Raw genomic sequence first — 14,686 nt, forward strand, 5'->3', positions numbered from 1 at the left:
CCGACCGCGACAGGAGGATGCCTGTGCCCGCTGCCGCCGTGAAGCCGAAACCGTTGCCCACCCAGTCCACCGTCAAGCGCCCCGTCCCGTTCGACTCGCCCTACGCACCGGAGATCAAGAGCCCGCTGCCGGCCGGACGGCCGCGCCAGTGGTACGTCACGCACAACCGCCGCCTCAAGGCCATGCGCCTCGCCATAGCGCTGCTCGACTCCGGTGTCCACGTCCCCGACCAGGCCCGCAACGAGACCATCCGCAGGACGGCGGAGCAGATCGGCGTGCACCCGCCGTCGGACACGACCTGCCACATGGTGCGGGCGTTCATGCGCTACTCGCGCTGAGCGGCTGAGCCGCTGAGTCTCGCCGCCGGGCGCCCCGATCCCTTCGGGGCGCCCGGCGGATTCACCCGTTCTGCCTACCGGGCGTGCGCGCGCCCCGCCCCCGGCCTTCACTTCGATCAGATCCATGAGGTGCCGGCCCCGGAGGGAGGCGAACCCCTGTGACCAGCCTCGCCGACCGCGGCCGCCTCGGAAAGGCGGCCCGCAAACGGGTCCCGCGCTCCGCCCACGCCCGGTGGGTGCCGTCGGTCGACCGGCCCGACCCCGTCGGCGTGCTCCAGCGGCAGGGACGCGACCGGCTGACCGAGCTGCTGCCGGTCCGGTACGGGCGGATGGCGGCCTCGCCCTTCGCCTTCCTGCGCGGCGCGGCCGCGGTCATGGCCGCCGACCTCGCCTCGCAGCCGAACTCCGGGCTCACCGTGCAGCTGTGCGGCGACGCCCACCTGCTCAACTTCGGGGTGTACGCCTCCCCGGAGCGGTCACTGGTGTTCGGCCTCAACGACTTCGACGAGACGTTCCCCGGGCCCTTCGAGTGGGACGTGAAACGGCTCGCGGCCAGCGTGATGGTGGCCGGCCGGGAGAACGGGTTCCCCGAGGACCGGGTCCGCGCGGCGGCCCTCGCCGCCGTCGCCGCCTACCGCACATCGATGCACCGGCTCGCCCGGCTGGGTGAACTCGCCGTCTGGTACGAGCACGCCGACGCCGAGAGCGTGCTGTCCATAGCCCGCTCCGCCCGCCGCCGCAGACGTGTCGCGTCCACCCTCACCCGCGCCCGCCGCCGTACCAGTCTGCAAGCCCTCGGCAAGCTCACGGAGACGGTCGACGGGCAGCCACGCATCATCCACGACCCGCCGCTGCTCGAACCCGCGGGCGCCCCCGACACGGCCTCGCTGCGGAAGATCTTCAGCGACTACCGCTCCACCCTCGCCGAGGAACGCCGCGTCCTCCTCGACCGGTACCGCTTCGTCGACGCCGCCCGCAAGGTCGTGGGCGTCGGCAGCGTCGGCACCCGCTGCTTCATCGTGCTGCTCGCCGGACGGGACCACGCGGACCCCCTGTTCCTCCAGATCAAGCAGGCCACCAGATCCGTACTGGAGGAACACCTGCCGGGCGGGCCGTACATCCACCCCGGACAGCGCGTGGTGGCCGGGCAACGGCTGCTCCAGGCCTCCGGCGACATCTTCCTGGGCTGGACGACCGGACCGCAGGGCCGGGCCTTCTACTGGCGCCAGCTGCGCGACATGAAGGGCTCCGCCGACATCGCCGGGATCACCGTGAGCGGGCTCCGCGAGTACGCCGGGCTGTGCGGCGCCACCCTGGCCCGCGCCCACGCCCGCTCCGGCGACCGCGTCGCCATCGCCGCCTACCTGGGCGCCGCCGACGTCTTCGACCACGCCGTCGCCGACTTCGCACGGAACTACGCCGAGCAGTCCGCCGCCGACCACACGGCCCTCGGCGCCGCCATCACGGCGGGAGTGGTACCGGCGGCACCGGGGGTCTGAGGGGGCGTTCGTCCGCGAGCGGGCACCGATCAGGCGTAGCGCTCCAGCAGCCCGGTCACATACGCCGTCAGCCGCTCGCCCAGGACCTGGGGCGTCAGATCGGTGCGACCCAGCTCGCGCCAGGGCACGGCGAGCTTCTCCGCGTCCGGGGCGTAGACCAGCGCGTCCAGCAGTCGCCAGTACAGATGGTCCGGTCCGTCGGCGAGCCGCCGGCCGCCGTGCGCCTCGTACCGGTCCCGGAAGGCGAAACCGTGCTCCGGCCCGTGCAGCAGCGCGAGCGCCGTCGAACAGTGGGCCACGTCGAGGTCGGCGGGTCCCCACGAGGTCTCCACCCAGTCGACCACCCCGCTGACCCGCAGCTCGGCGCCCGAGCCGGTGAACAGCACGTTCCCGGGGTGGTAGTCCCGGTGCAGGAAGCAACCGTCGTACGGCGGCGGATCGCGCCGGATCACGTCCACGGCCCGGTCCCAGAGATCACCGCCCGGCGTGCGCACCTCCTCCGGCGAGATCCATGCCTGATACGTCCGCGGGCGCTCGCCGGGCACGACGCGGTGGATCCGGACCAGCTGGGCCGCCAGCAGGTCCACCCGCCGGGCCACATCCTCGCCGTTCTCGCCGTCCACGTCGTCCTTGTTGCCGACCCGGACCGTGCCCGGCAGCCGGGACATCAACAGCGAGGGAAAGTCGCAGTGTTCGGCCGTGGCGTCCACCGCGACGGCGGCCGCCGCCGGGATGCCCTCCCACTCCGCGAGCAGCGCGAGCACCGACGCCTCGCGGGCCAGCAGGCCGGGAGCGTGACGGTGGTAGAAGGGCTTCACGAACGTGCGCAGCACCAGGCCGGTGCCGTCGTCCAGGGTCAGCCCGCGCATCTGCGAGCTCCAACCACCGGACAGCGTACGGGAATCCGTCACGGTACAGCCCGGTGGCAGCTGCCCTGCGACCCAGGCCCGGGTGGCCGCCCAGCCGCCCTCGTCGAGTCCCGTCAGCAGCGCGTCCACGAACTCCCGCCGGTCCTCCGGGTGATCCCGCAGCCACAGCCCCAACCAGTGCTCTGCGTCGGCGAATTCAAGGCGCGTGAACCGCGCACGTGTGGCCAGCGCGTCCTGCACCGCCGCCGTCACCGCCGGCGGGACGACCGTGTCGGTGCCCGGTACGGCGAGCACCGCGCGGCCCGCGTAGGCCCGCAGCACGTCGAGCGCGGGGGAACGCCGCCAGCCGTCCGGCGTCCGGATGATCTCGCTGAACCGCCCGTCACCCTCCCCGAAGGCCACGTCCCAGGCCTCCGGCGCGTACACCGCGGGCGCGCACATACCCAGCGCCGCGACCCGGTCCCCGTAGTGCGCGGCGAGGTCCGCCACCGTCTGGCCGCTCATGCTGAACCCGACCAGGACCAGCGGCTCGGTCGCGGGCACCCGTGCGTCGATCACTGCCACCGCCTGCTCGAACCGCCGCCGCAGACTCAACTCGGCGAGTGCGCCGGTGCTTTCGCCGTGCCCGGAGAAGTCGAAGGCCAGCCCGCGACAGCCGCGCGCGGTGAACTCCTCGAGCAGCGGGCGCAGTCGCTCCTTGCTGCCGTTGCCCGCCCCGTGCAGCAGTACGACGGCGGCCCGACCGGGACCGCCGCCGCCCAGTCCGTCCAGTCCGTCTAGGCGCTCACCCCCGTACTCGTGGAGGAAGGACGAGAGGCCGAGGGGCGAAGTGGCGGAGGAGACAACACTCATGACGGTCATTCACTCACGGGGGCGGGAAGTTCGCACGTGAGAATACGGATGCACTCCGAGTGACCGGGTCCCTACGCTGGATGCACGCCGACAGGCATCCCTCACATGAACGGAGGACCGTCATGGGCACCATCGTCCTGTCCGGGACCGCCGTCCTGGTGATCCTCGGATTCGGAAACCACACCTGGTGGCTCGCCGCCACAGCCGTGCTCTACCTGTACGTGCGATACGGGCGGTACGGGCTCGGCGGAGCGCCGACCGCCGGTGAGAGCCGGCCCACCCCGCCCGCCACCTACCAGGCCTACCGCGACCGCCGTGACCGTCAGGCCAAGTGGGAGCGCCGCTACCGTCGCGAGCGCCCCTTCGAGACCCGGCGGCAGGAGCGCGAGAAGAGCCGGTGAGCCCGGTGGGAGCCCCCGGTCACATCCCGGGGGCTCCCCACACCGGGAACCAGCGGCTCAGCTCCGGCTCGATCCGCAGATCGTCCGCGAGGACCGTCTTCACCTGCAACTCCAGCGAGCTGTCGCGCCGCTGCCCACCACCGGGCAGCGGCGCGAAGGGGTAGAAGGAACCCCGCTTGTAGAGGTACACGAGCGCCAGGGCGCGGCCGGAGTCGTCCCGGAAGCCCACGAGCGAACAGAGCAGCTGCGGGCCGAAGCCGTCGTCCTCCAGCGCGCTGTTCACCGCGTGCAGATCGTTGACCAGCTGCGAAAGCCTGCCGGGGGCGCGCCGGGAGACCAGCCAGGAGTAGCCGAAGTCGTCGTGCACCAGTTCCACCGGGGAGCCGTCCGCGCGCTCGGTGTCCGCGTCGAGGAGTGCCTCGACATCCCGGCGCGTCTGCTCGAAGGCCGCACCCTCGACCGTGGCGAAGCACACCGCGCCGCTTCCGGTCGGCACGAACCCGGCCGAGGCCTGGAGGGTCAGGGCCGCCGACGGCAGCGCGAACAGCTGGTCGAGATCCGGGGCCACGGGCCGGGTACGGCCCAGCAGGATGTCCATCAGCCCCATGCGCTCACCCCGCCTTGCCGGGCAGCGCAGCCTCACCCAGCTCGGCGGAGATCCGCCCCAGCTGCTCCAGCCGCCGCTCCAGACTCGGGTGGGTGGAGAAGAGCCGGGCCAGTCCCGGGTCGGTGCCCAGCGCCGGGGTGATGAAGAAGGCGTTGAACGCCTGAGCCGTGCGCAGGTCCCGGGTCGGGATGCGGGCGATGTCGCCGGACACCTTGGTGAGCGCGGAGGCCAGCGCCGAGGGCCGCCCGGTGAGGTACGCGGCCGCCCGGTCCGCCGCCAGCTCGCGGTACCGGGACAGGGCCCGGATCAGCAGGAAGCTGATCGCGTACACGGCCACCGAGACCCCCATGACGACCCCGAGCACGGCGACGGCGTTCTGGTCCCTGCGGCCCCTGAAGAGCTGCGAGTAGAGGGAGAACCGCACCACCAGTCCGGCCAGCACCCCGAGGAAGGACGCGACCGTGATCACGGCGACGTCCTTGTGCGCCACGTGCGACAGCTCGTGCGCCAGCACACCCTCCAGCTCGGCCGGCTCCAGCCGCCGCAGCAGGCCGGACGTCACACAGACGACCGCGTGGTCCGGGTTGCGGCCCGTCGCGAACGCGTTCGGCAGATCCATGCCCGACACGGCGACCACCGGCTTCGGCATGTCCGCCTGGGCGCACAGCCGGTCGACCACCCCGTGCAGCTCGGGATACTCCTCGCGCTCCACGACCCGGCCGTGCATGGCGTACAGCGCGACCCGGTCGGAGAACCAGTACTGCGCGCCAAGCATCCCGGCCGCGACCACCACGACCAGCACCCAGGACTTCAGCAACACGATCAGCGCGGCGACGAACCCCACGTACAGCAGCCCGAGCAGGAACAGCGTGACTCCCATACGTACGCTCAGCCGTCGATCGCTCCGGAACCGGCTCTGCATCTCGCATCACCCCGCAACCAGGACGCATCCCCGCTGCTCCCAGTGTGCACCCGCCGTCACACGTCCGAACGCGGCCCGCGGCCCCGCCGCCGCACTTACCGCCGCGGGCACCACGCAGCACCCTCGTCCTACCGCTGCCACCGCCCTGCCGTCGCCCGGGCCCGCCGGCGCAGCCGGTCGTCCGGGTCGTCCGCCAGCCTCGTCGCGGCACGCAGCTGTACGGCCCCGCCGTGCGCGACGAGCAGCCGGTACGCCGAGACCCGTACCCAGCGGGGCCGCTCCGCGGCGAGGCGTTCCGTCAGCCACTCCTCGTCCAGGAGCTCGGCCGAGGGCAGCAGCGCGAGAGTCGCCTCGCGTACCACGCCGGGTGCGGGATCGTCGAGCAGCGCCCGCATCCGCGGCACGTCCGTGACATCCAGGAGGCGCAGCCCGCCCACCGCCCGCCCCCGTACCCCCGGCGCCGGATGATCAACGAGCGGCCACAGCAGGGCGGCGTCCGCGCGCTGCCCGCACTCCGCGAGCCCGATCACCGCGCCGGGCCGCAACGCCGGGTCGCCGGGATCGGCGCACCGGTCCCGGTACCAGGGCAGCGGGTCGGTCCCGTGCTGCCGTACGACATACCGTGCGCAGGCCCGCACCAGCCCCGCGGAGTCGGCCAGGAAGTCCTCCGCCCGCTTTGGACGCCCGAGCCGGCGCAGCACGGTCACCCCGGCCGACCGGGCCTGGGCGGAGCGGGCGGACAGCAGGGTTTCGACCATGCCGTCCCGGTCGTCGCCCTCCGTCACGGCGGCCTGCGCGCACATGCTCAGCACGACCGTGTCGGCGTCCCGGGCGGCCGTGCGCGCCAGCTCGGCGGGGGAGAGGCGGCCCTCCTCTATCGCGCGGCGGTGGGCGAAGCGGCGTACCACCCGGTCCGGGTCGGTGAGCAGCGGCGCGAACTCCTCCCGGGACGCCCCGGACAGCAGGCCGTCCGCCAGGCCGAGGGCGAAATCGCCCCGCCTGCGGCCGCTGACGCGCAGCATCAGCGGGGTGAGCCGGACGGCGCCCGCCACGTCCAGCGCCTCCGCCAGCCGCTTGCGCGCCCGCTCCCGCACCGGCTCCGCCCAGTCCGCGCACCGCAGCACGACCAGTGGCAGCAGCGCCGGGCGACCGGCCGCCATGCCCAGCGCCCGATGTCGGATCCGGCCGTCGCGGTGGCACAGCGCGAGCGCCAGCTGCGGCTCGGTGAGCGTCGGCTCGCCGCGCAGGACGGTGGGGAGCCCGCGCCCACCCGTCGTGTTCTCCCACAGCGGCACGCCGTAGGGCGGGTGCGACCAGTCCTGCGTCCGTACGCCCTCGTCCAGCGCGATCCAGTCGGCCGGACCGCCGCGCCCGATCACCTCGTCGAGGGCCGCCCCCTCCGCGAGCCGCAGCGCCGCGGCAGCTCCGGACCGGAGGCCTCGTTCTTCCACGTGTGGCTCTCCGTACTTGGTCACGTGTGGCTCTCCGTACTCAGTAGGGGGCTCGCATCTGGAGATATCCGAGCAGGACGATCAGCCCGGCCACGCAGCCCAGGACCACGGCCGTGGATATCCACGAGGCCCGGCGCGAAGGCACCGGCCCCGGGGCGGCGCGGAACGGCGCCGGGTCGGGCGGGTTCTCCCGCCAGCGGGCGGCGAGCATCCGAGCCCGTGCGGAGGGCTCCTTGTGCTCGGCGGAACTCGCCCACTTGTGGTCGAACTCCCTCTCCCAGTCGTCCTGTTCGGTCATCCCCGTTCAACCTCTCTCATCGGACAGAGTCAGGGGGATGATCCCCCGAGGGGAGGAGGTCTGTGAAGCGGGATGGAAAGGGCGCCACCGGCCACCGCCCGCCCCGATCGGCTGAGAATCCGCCGCCATTCGGCTCAGGATGCTGGGTCGCCCAACCCAATCTAAGATCTAGATGAGAGCCGAAGCGCGGGGTGCGTACCAACCTGGCGTATCCCGCTCACGGCATGACCTACGACCGCGCCGGACTTTTCACTCTGAGGTCGCGGCCATCCGACTTCGTGCAGTCGAGAACCGCACGAGGGGTGGAAGGAAGGTAAGTCATGAAAGCACAACGTGCTAAGCGTTTCGCGGCGGCATCCGCCATCGGTGTCCTCCTGGCAAGTGGTGCCACCATCGCCACTGCCGGCACGGCCACCGCAGCAGCACCCAGCCAAATCAGCACCGGCGGCGGCCGCGGCTGCTTCAACGGCGGCTGGTGGGGCAACTGCGGCTACGGCTACTACGGTGGCTACGGCTTCAACAACGGCTTCAACAACTTCTTCCCCTACGGCTACGGCGGTGGCTTCAACACCGGCTCCTCGGTCATCGTGATCGTGGCCTGAGTCCAGCCCGACCGGACTCCGCAGCAATGGTGAGGGTCGCCGTCCGCGGATTGCGCGGGCGGCGACCCTCCGCCGCGATCATCTCCTCGCGTATCGTGAGCAGGCAGTCTCTGGGGAGAGGCTGCGGGGATGGGGGGAGAGCGCATCCATGCGCGCTATCGAAACGACGGAGCCGTGCCCGGAGTGCGGTGCCGAGATGCCGGCGGACAGCCGGTTCGTCACGTGGTGCAGTGCTTGTGACTGGAACGTGGACCCGGCACTCCCTCAGGAGACGCCGGACCGTCTGGGCAGGGTGCGGCGCGCCCTTGCCCATCGGCACGGCGAGTACCTTCTCGCCGATGCGAGGGACGGGGAGAGTCTGCGCGTGCGCCGCGACGTCTCTTCCCTCCTGGCCTTCGTGATCGCCCTCGTCGTGCACGGCGTCACCGTGGCCGTGACCTTCTTGGGTGTCTGGTTGCTGGTGCGTGCGTGGGCATCGCCGGGCATGGTCTTCGGCGTGGTCGTCCTGGTGATCGCGTGGTTTCTCCGGCCTCGGCTGCCGCGGGCGCCCGAGGAGGGGCCGGTCCTGCGCCGCGATGACGCCCCGGAGCTCCATGCGCTGGTCGACGAGGTCGCCCAGGTGGTTGGTACCCGGGGTGTCGACCTGATCAAGATCGACGCGGAGGTCAACGCGAGCGTCGTGGCCTACGGTCTGCGTGGGCGCCGACTGCTCAGCCTGGGGCTTCCCTTGTGGGAGACACTCACCCCGCAGCAGAGGGTCGCGCTGCTGGGTCACGAACTCGCTCATTTCAGCAACGGGGACACCCGCTACGGCCTGGTCGTGGGCACCGCGTACCGCTCACTGACCATTTGGTGCTACTACCTGGCCCCCGTCTCGCAGGCGTCCAACGTCGAAGCGGTCGTCAACCTGCTTTACATCGTGCCTCGTCTGCTCGTCCGAGGCATGCTGGCGCTCCTGAACCAGCTGACGCTGCGGGCCACCCGCCGGGCCGAATACGCGGCCGACCGCGGGGCCGCGCGCGCCGCGTCGACCGAGGCGGCCGTGGGCCTCATGGACCGGCTCCTGGTCGCGGACTCGATCGTCGTCGCCCTCCGCCGTGAGATCAACGTCGCCGCCCGCAACGGACCACGGTCCGCCCGCAACGGACCACGGTCCGCCGCCGTGATCGAGGCCGGGCCCGACGGGCTGTGGGAGCGGCTCGGCAGACACATGGCGGCCATCCCCGAGCACGAGCACGAGCGCCGGCGGCGCCTGAGCGCCCTGCGCGGGCACAGCGTCGACGAGACCCACCCGCCGACACATCTCAGGCGCGCGTGTCTGCTCGTCGGCCCACCTGCGCCTGCTGCGGTGGTGGCGGACTCCGGGCGAGAGCGCCGCATCGCCACCGAACTCGCCGACGCCCGCGGCAAGGTGGCCGCGCGCATCATTCGCGACGGCGTCGCCCACTAGAGAGAAACAGCGTTATTACTATGACCGTTGAGGGATTCCTCGTGAATCCGGAGGTGCTGCGGTCGCTCTACGGCCACGTCCCGGACCTGACCGGTGCTCGGATCCGATCGGTCAATCTGAACTGGCGCGGCCCCACGGTGACCCTGCGGGTCGACCTGCATTCGTATCCCGGTACGGCTCCGCGGGAATGGATCGACGCGGGCCTGGACACGGTGCAGTGCCAATTCCAGTTCCTCGCGGTGGAAGGAATCTCCCTCACCGACTGGACGCCACCGGTCGTGGGCGACGTCGTGTTCGTTCCGCAGGGAAGTGAGCGGCGTATGCGGGTGACCGTCCAAGGCCGCGGACTGTCGCTGGGCTTCACTTGCAGTGAGTCCGTACGCGTCGGCCACGTGAGCGCGTTCAGGATCGAGGAGAACGGAACCGACGAAGGGGTCCATCTGTTCATGAGCAGGATCGACGCCCGACGCCACAGCTCTCTTCCCGGTACCCAGGAGAGCACGTTCTATGAGCGCTGAGAGCGCCGACTGGTCGCGTCTCCTGGAGTCCCCCTGCGATCCGTTCTACGTGCACATCGATGAACGCGGGAAATCGGTGACCCTGGGATTCCACACGCGAGACCTCCCGGTGGACGCCCCTGCGGAATGGCAGGAGCGGGGTTTCAACGCCTTCGAGTTCTATCTCGTCCTCGAAGGAGTGGAAGGGCTCCGGGTCACCGGATGGGATGCCGTTGCCGCCCGGAACATCGAGATGACGGTCCGCGAGGAATTCGTCGAAATGCTCCTCGGGTCGCCCGAATCGGGAATCGCATTCCGCGCCGCGACGGCTCGGTTGGCGAGAACACGCGCGTATCTGGCCTCGGACGGCATCTGAATCCCGATTCGCTCGGTCACGATCGCGGACATGGATCGGGCCACTGCCCCGAACGGGACAGCGGCCCTCACCGTGTGGTTCTCAGACGTCTGTCACACGTCGAAGTACAGCTCGAACTCGTGCGGGTGCGGACGCAGCTGCAGCGGCGCGATCTCGTTCGTGCGCTTGAAGTCGATCCACGTCTCGATCAGGTCGGACGTGAAGACGTCACCGGCGAGCAGGAACTCGTGGTCGCGCTCCAGGGAGTCGAGGACGGCGGGGAGCGAGGTCGGGACCTGGGCGACGTTCGCGTGCTCCTCGGGAGCCAGCTCGTAGAGGTCCTTGTCGATCGGCTCGGCCGGCTCGATCTTGTTCTTGATGCCGTCGAGGCCCGCGAGGAGCAGGGCCGAGAAGGCCAGGTACGGGTTGCCGGAGGAGTCGGGCGCGCGGAACTCGACGCGCTTGGCCTTCGGGTTGGAGCCCGTGATCGGGATACGCATCGCGGCGGAGCGGTTGCGCTGCGAGTAGACCAGGTTGATCGGCGCCTCGAAGCCCGGCACCAGACGGTGGTAGGAGTTCACCGTCGGGTTGGTGAAGGCCAGCAGCGACGGGGCGTGCTTGAGGATGCCGCCGATGTAGTAGCGGGCGGTGTCCGACAGGCCCGCGTAACCGGCCTCGTCGTAGAACAGCGGGTCGCCGTTGGTCCACAGCGACTGGTGCACGTGCATGCCCGAGCCGTTGTCGCCGAAGATCGGCTTCGGCATGAAGGTCGCGGTCTTGCCGTTGCGCCAGGCCACGTTCTTCACGATGTACTTGAAGAGCTGGAGGTCGTCGGCGGCCGCGAGCAGCGTGTTGAACTTGTAGTTGATCTCGGCCTGGCCGGCGGTGCCCACCTCGTGGTGCTGGCGCTCGACCTTGAGGCCGGCCCTGTCCAGCTCCAGGCTGATCTCGGCGCGCAGGTCGGCGAAGTGGTCGACCGGCGGGACCGGGAAGTAGCCGCCCTTGTAGCGGACCTTGTAACCGCGGTTGTCCTCGACCGCACCGGTGTTCCAGGCGCCGGCCTCGGAGTCGATGTGGTAGAAGGACTCGTTCGCCGTGGTCGCGAAGCGCACGCTGTCGAAGACGTAGAACTCGGCCTCGGGACCGAAGTACGCGGTGTCCGCGATTCCGGTGGAGGCGAGGTAGGCCTCGGCCTTCTTGGCCACGTTGCGCGGGTCACGGGAGTACTGCTCGCCCGTGATCGGGTCGTGGATGAAGAAGTTGATGTTCAGCGTCTTGTCGCGGCGGAACGGGTCGACCCGAGCGGTCGACAGGTCCGCGCGGAGCGCCATGTCGGACTCGTGGATCGCCTGGAAGCCACGGATCGAGGATCCGTCGAAGGCGAGCTCCTCGTCCGGGTCGAACGCCTCGACGGGCACCGTGAAGTGCTGCATGACGCCCGGCAGGTCGCAGAACCGGACATCGACGAACTTGACGTCCTCGTCAGCGATGAACTTCTTGGCGTCGTCTGCGTTCTGGAACATCCAGCTCCTCCTACTCCCGACCGTCCGCGCCGGGGTGGTAGTTCGATCGTGCGGCCAGTGCGGTGGCACACGCTGTGCCCGACCCTAGGGATGGGTGATTTCTCGGGCGTGACCCGATTGTTTCGCAGAAGTTAACCGGCTTCTCTACCACGGTAGCGCTGGGCCACCCCGGCGCGCCCCCCGCCTGCACGGTGGCAGTACCGTGGTCGGGTGGACAACAGGCAAGCAATGGGATCGTGGCTCTCCGGGCCGCGCGCCGCCATGGAAGACGCCGGTGCCGATCTCGGATACCGGGGCGAGCAGCTCGGGCTGCCGGAGAGCGGGCCCGGCTCGATCGCCCGGCCCGGGCGGCGGCTGGGCGCTCTCGCCGTGGACTGGGCACTGTGCCTCATGATCGCATACGGCCTGGTCACCGACAGCTACAACAGGGCGGCCCAGGTCTGGGCGCCGCTCATTCTGCTGACGCTGATGGTCCTCACCCTCGCCACGGTCGGCTCCACTCCGGGCAAGCGCCTGTTCGGCCTGCGTGTGGTGGCCCTGGAGACCGGCCGGATCAGCCCGCCGCGCGCACTCCTGCGCACGGTGCTGCTGTTCCTCGCCCTCCCGCCGCTCATCTGGGACCGCGACGGCCGCGGCCTGCACGACCGGCTGGCGGCGACGGTCGAGGTGCGGATCTAGCAGACGGCGCCACCGTACTCGCTGACGCGAGAGGAGGGGCGCCCGGAGTGATCCGGGCGCCCCTCCTCTCGCGTCAGGGGAAGTCAGCGGCCGTTCGAGCCGCCCCTCGGCATGCGCATGCCCTTCGGCATGGGGCCCTTCGGGAGGGGCATGTTGCTCATCAGATCGCCCATGGCACGCAGCCGGTCGTTGGTGGCGGTCACCTGGGGGCCGGCCAGCACGCGCGGGAACTTCAGCATGGTCGTGCGCAGCTTCTTCAGCGGGACCTGGTCCTCGCCGGTGCCCACGATCAGATCGTGCACCGGTACGTCCGCGACGATCCGGTTCATCTTCTTCTTCTCGGCGGCGAGCAGGGTCTTCACCCGGTTCGGGTTGCCCTCGGCGACCAGCACGATGCCGGCCTTGCCGACCGCGCGGTGCACCACGTCCTGGTTACGGTTCATCGCCACCGCGGGGGTGGTCGTCCAGCCCCGGCCGATGTTGTCGAGCACGGCCGCGGCAGCGCCCGGCTGGCCCTCCATCTGCCCGAAGGCCGCCCGCTCGGCCCGGCGGCCGAAGACGATCGCCGTCGCCAGCAACGCGAGCAGCAGGCCCAGGATGCCGAGATAAACGGGGTGGCCGATCAAGAAGCCGATCGCGAGGAGAACACCGAAGGTGCCGATGCCGATAGCCGCGAGTACAAGACCGATCGTTTTGTCGGCCTTGCGGGTCATCTTGTAAGTGAGAGCGATCTGCTTCAGTCGCCCTGGGTTCGCAGTCTCCGCCGCGGTTTCCTTCCTCGCCATGCCACGAAGTCTACGTGGCCCCAGGAGTGCCCACGACGGCAGTGCCCGGACGGCGGGAGAGGTCGACAGGAGTGCGTCAGGGGCGGGTGGCGGCCTGCTCCAGCACGCGCTGCGCCTCGACCCTGTCCTTGGCGCGACGGCGGTCCTCCAGGACGGACGTCCAGGCGTTGCGGCGGGCGGTGCGCTGGCCACCGCTCATGAGCAGGGACTCGACGGCGCGGAGCGCGTCGGTGAAGGACGGGATGGGAGTGGCGCGGACGGGCGCGGCCTGCATGGCGGTGGTCCCCCTCGGTGGTTTCGGGTACGGGTACGGATGTACGGGGCGTGATACCAGAGTCACTGTTCGGTGTTACCAGGGTGTGACCGACCGGTCAAACGCCAATGAAACCTTGATGGGGCGGGGGTGGAGTGTTGACGCGGCCCTGACGAACGCCCTCATCTGCGAGGACCGTCAGGGCCGCGTCTTCTCGGCCATTACTGGCGAGTAACTGCTTGTGCGGGAGTTCACACGGTTGTCCCGCACCCGTACGGCGCAGTGGACGCGCCGGTCATGACGACGTGTCAGACGGCCTGCGGGGCGGCGAGGGCGTCGCCCGGCTGCGGGGCGGCCGACCCACGCTGTTCCATCGCCATCTGGTAGAGGCGCCCGGCGCGGTACGAGGACCGGACCAGCGGGCCGGACATCACGCCGGAGAAGCCGATCTCCTCGGCCTCCTCCTTCAGCTCCACGAACTCGTGCGGCTTGACCCAGCGCTCCACGGGGTGGTGGCGCACGGACGGGCGCAGGTACTGCGTGATGGTGATCAGTTCGCATCCGGCGTCGTGCAGCTGCTGGAGCGCCTCGCTGACCTCCTCGCGGGTCTCGCCCATGCCGAGGATCAGGTTCGACTTGGTGACCAGGCCGTAGTCGCGGGCAGCCGTGATGACCTGCAGGGAGCGCTCGTAGCGGAAGCCGGGGCGGATCCGCTTGAAGATCCGGGGGACCGTCTCGACGTTGTGCGCGAAGACCTCGGGGCGGGACTCGAAGACCTGCCGCAGCAGCTCGGGGACCGCGTTGAAGTCGGGGGCGAGCAGCTCGACCTTGGTGCGGCCCGCCTCGCGGCCCGCGGTCTGCTGGTGGATCTGGCGGACCGTCTCCGCGTACAGCCAGGCGCCGCCGTCCTCCAGGTCGTCGCGGGCGACGCCGGTGATCGTGGCGTAGTTGAGGTCCATGGTCACCACGGACTCGCCGACCCGGCGGGGCTCGTCGCGGTCCAGTGCCTCGGGCTTGCCGGTGTCGATCTGGCAGAAGTCGCAACGCCGGGTGCACTGGTCGCCGCCGATGAGGAAGGTCGCCTCGCGGTCCTCCCAGCACTCGTAGATGTTCGGGCAGCCGGCTTCCTGGCAGACCGTGTGCAGGCCCTCGCCCTTCACCAGGTTCTGCATCTTCGTGTACTCGGGGCCCATTTTCGCCCGGGTCTTGATCCACTCGGGCTTGCGCTCGATGGGGGTCTGGCTGTTGCGGACCTCCAGGCGCAGCATCTTGCGTCCGTCGGGTGCGACTGCGGACACGACCGGCT

At 70.6% G+C, this 14,686-nt stretch carries 17 protein-coding genes; 8 read left to right on the forward strand and 9 right to left on the reverse strand.

Annotation, left to right across the window (positions count from 1 at the left end):
* Positions 1-23 precede the first annotated feature (23 nt).
* Complete coding sequence (locus ACIPK3_RS04045) at positions 24-338, forward strand: hypothetical protein (protein WP_402566432.1); 315 nt, start codon at positions 24-26, stop codon at positions 336-338.
* A gap of 158 nt (positions 339-496) precedes the next feature.
* Complete coding sequence (locus ACIPK3_RS04050) at positions 497-1,837, forward strand: DUF2252 domain-containing protein (protein WP_402566433.1); 1,341 nt, start codon at positions 497-499, stop codon at positions 1,835-1,837.
* Between the two features lie 29 nt (positions 1,838-1,866).
* Here the strand turns inward: ACIPK3_RS04050 and ACIPK3_RS04055 are convergent, their stop codons facing one another.
* Positions 1,867-3,558, reverse strand: coding sequence for an alpha/beta fold hydrolase (locus ACIPK3_RS04055; RefSeq protein WP_402566434.1), 1,692 nt, complete (start codon positions 3,556-3,558; stop codon positions 1,867-1,869).
* 122 nt (positions 3,559-3,680) lie between these two features.
* On the opposite strand from ACIPK3_RS04055, the gene ACIPK3_RS04060 reads away from it, so the two are divergent.
* On the forward strand, positions 3,681-3,959 hold the full coding sequence (locus ACIPK3_RS04060; protein WP_402566435.1) for a hypothetical protein: 279 nt from the start codon (positions 3,681-3,683) through the stop codon (positions 3,957-3,959).
* Positions 3,960-3,978: 19 nt separating this feature from the next.
* Here ACIPK3_RS04060 and ACIPK3_RS04065 read toward each other — a convergent pair whose 3' ends face one another.
* The 4 genes from ACIPK3_RS04065 to ACIPK3_RS04080 form a co-directional block, all read right to left on the reverse strand.
* Positions 3,979-4,566, reverse strand: a complete 588-nt coding sequence (locus ACIPK3_RS04065) for a hypothetical protein (RefSeq protein WP_402566436.1) — start codon at positions 4,564-4,566, stop codon at positions 3,979-3,981.
* A 4-nt stretch (positions 4,567-4,570) separates the two neighbouring features.
* A complete protein-coding gene (gene htpX / locus ACIPK3_RS04070; protein WP_402566437.1) occupies positions 4,571-5,488 on the reverse strand; it encodes a zinc metalloprotease HtpX in 918 nt (305 codons plus the stop codon).
* Positions 5,489-5,616: 128 nt separating this feature from the next.
* Positions 5,617-6,939, reverse strand: coding sequence for a hypothetical protein (locus tag ACIPK3_RS04075; protein ID WP_402566438.1), 1,323 nt, complete (start codon positions 6,937-6,939; stop codon positions 5,617-5,619).
* 40 nt (positions 6,940-6,979) lie between these two features.
* On the reverse strand, positions 6,980-7,237 hold the full coding sequence (locus ACIPK3_RS04080; protein ID WP_402566439.1) for a hypothetical protein: 258 nt from the start codon (positions 7,235-7,237) through the stop codon (positions 6,980-6,982).
* A gap of 320 nt (positions 7,238-7,557) precedes the next feature.
* On the opposite strand from ACIPK3_RS04080, the gene ACIPK3_RS04085 reads away from it, so the two are divergent.
* From ACIPK3_RS04085 to ACIPK3_RS04100, 4 genes are all read left to right on the forward strand, one after another.
* Positions 7,558-7,839, forward strand: a complete 282-nt coding sequence (locus ACIPK3_RS04085; protein ID WP_402566440.1) for a hypothetical protein — start codon at positions 7,558-7,560, stop codon at positions 7,837-7,839.
* Positions 7,840-7,987: 148 nt separating this feature from the next.
* Positions 7,988-9,289: a M48 family metalloprotease gene (locus ACIPK3_RS04090; protein ID WP_402566441.1), complete on the forward strand. Its 1,302-nt coding sequence runs from the start codon at positions 7,988-7,990 to the stop codon at positions 9,287-9,289.
* A gap of 20 nt (positions 9,290-9,309) precedes the next feature.
* The gene (locus ACIPK3_RS04095; protein ID WP_402566442.1) at positions 9,310-9,807 is read left to right on the forward strand and encodes an Imm50 family immunity protein; all 498 of its coding nucleotides are present in this window, start codon (positions 9,310-9,312) and stop codon (positions 9,805-9,807) included.
* Entirely contained in the window at positions 9,797-10,162 is a 366-nt protein-coding gene (locus ACIPK3_RS04100) for an Imm50 family immunity protein (protein WP_402566443.1), read from the forward strand. Before ACIPK3_RS04095 ends, ACIPK3_RS04100 begins: the two co-directional genes overlap by 11 nt.
* A gap of 92 nt (positions 10,163-10,254) precedes the next feature.
* Here the strand turns inward: ACIPK3_RS04100 and glnA are convergent, their stop codons facing one another.
* Complete coding sequence (glnA, locus tag ACIPK3_RS04105) at positions 10,255-11,664, reverse strand: type I glutamate--ammonia ligase (protein ID WP_402566444.1); 1,410 nt, start codon at positions 11,662-11,664, stop codon at positions 10,255-10,257.
* Between the two features lie 210 nt (positions 11,665-11,874).
* Between glnA and ACIPK3_RS04110 the strand changes: the two genes are divergently transcribed.
* The gene (locus ACIPK3_RS04110) at positions 11,875-12,342 is read left to right on the forward strand and encodes an RDD family protein (RefSeq protein ID WP_402566445.1); all 468 of its coding nucleotides are present in this window, start codon (positions 11,875-11,877) and stop codon (positions 12,340-12,342) included.
* A gap of 83 nt (positions 12,343-12,425) precedes the next feature.
* On the opposite strand, the gene ACIPK3_RS04115 is transcribed toward ACIPK3_RS04110, so the two are convergent.
* The 3 genes from ACIPK3_RS04115 to lipA form a co-directional block, all read right to left on the reverse strand.
* On the reverse strand, positions 12,426-13,127 hold the full coding sequence (locus ACIPK3_RS04115) for a DUF4191 domain-containing protein (protein ID WP_402566446.1): 702 nt from the start codon (positions 13,125-13,127) through the stop codon (positions 12,426-12,428).
* 76 nt (positions 13,128-13,203) lie between these two features.
* Positions 13,204-13,401 carry a hypothetical protein gene (locus ACIPK3_RS04120; protein WP_402566447.1) on the reverse strand — a complete coding sequence of 66 codons (198 nt, stop codon included), beginning with the start codon at positions 13,399-13,401 and terminating at the stop codon, positions 13,204-13,206.
* A gap of 287 nt (positions 13,402-13,688) precedes the next feature.
* Entirely contained in the window at positions 13,689-14,678 is a 990-nt protein-coding gene (gene lipA, locus ACIPK3_RS04125; protein ID WP_402566448.1) for a lipoyl synthase, read from the reverse strand.
* Positions 14,679-14,686 lie beyond the last annotated feature (8 nt).

Origin of the sequence: Streptomyces sp. NPDC086787 (genome assembly GCF_044745865.1) — a bacterium.
Classification (GTDB): Bacteria; Actinomycetota; Actinomycetes; order Streptomycetales; family Streptomycetaceae; genus Streptomyces.

What these genes read in the sequence shown, in the direction of transcription:
- ACIPK3_RS04055 (WP_402566434.1), bottom strand. Translation starts at nt 3,558, where the DNA reads ATGAGTGTTGTCTCCTCCGCCACTTCGCCCCTCGGCCTCTCGTCCTTC.
- ACIPK3_RS04060 (WP_402566435.1), top strand. Translation starts at nt 3,681, where the DNA reads ATGGGCACCATCGTCCTGTCCGGGACCGCCGTCCTGGTGATCCTCGGA.
- ACIPK3_RS04065 (WP_402566436.1), bottom strand. Translation starts at nt 4,566, where the DNA reads ATGGGGCTGATGGACATCCTGCTGGGCCGTACCCGGCCCGTGGCCCCG.
- htpX (WP_402566437.1), bottom strand. Translation starts at nt 5,488, where the DNA reads ATGCAGAGCCGGTTCCGGAGCGATCGACGGCTGAGCGTACGTATGGGA.
- ACIPK3_RS04080 (WP_402566439.1), bottom strand. Translation starts at nt 7,237, where the DNA reads ATGACCGAACAGGACGACTGGGAGAGGGAGTTCGACCACAAGTGGGCG.
- ACIPK3_RS04085 (WP_402566440.1), top strand. Translation starts at nt 7,558, where the DNA reads ATGAAAGCACAACGTGCTAAGCGTTTCGCGGCGGCATCCGCCATCGGT.
- ACIPK3_RS04090 (WP_402566441.1), top strand. Translation starts at nt 7,988, where the DNA reads ATGCGCGCTATCGAAACGACGGAGCCGTGCCCGGAGTGCGGTGCCGAG.
- ACIPK3_RS04095 (WP_402566442.1), top strand. Translation starts at nt 9,310, where the DNA reads ATGACCGTTGAGGGATTCCTCGTGAATCCGGAGGTGCTGCGGTCGCTC.
- ACIPK3_RS04100 (WP_402566443.1), top strand. Translation starts at nt 9,797, where the DNA reads ATGAGCGCTGAGAGCGCCGACTGGTCGCGTCTCCTGGAGTCCCCCTGC.
- glnA (WP_402566444.1), bottom strand. Translation starts at nt 11,664, where the DNA reads ATGTTCCAGAACGCAGACGACGCCAAGAAGTTCATCGCTGACGAGGAC.
- ACIPK3_RS04115 (WP_402566446.1), bottom strand. Translation starts at nt 13,127, where the DNA reads ATGGCGAGGAAGGAAACCGCGGCGGAGACTGCGAACCCAGGGCGACTG.
- ACIPK3_RS04120 (WP_402566447.1), bottom strand. Translation starts at nt 13,401, where the DNA reads ATGCAGGCCGCGCCCGTCCGCGCCACTCCCATCCCGTCCTTCACCGAC.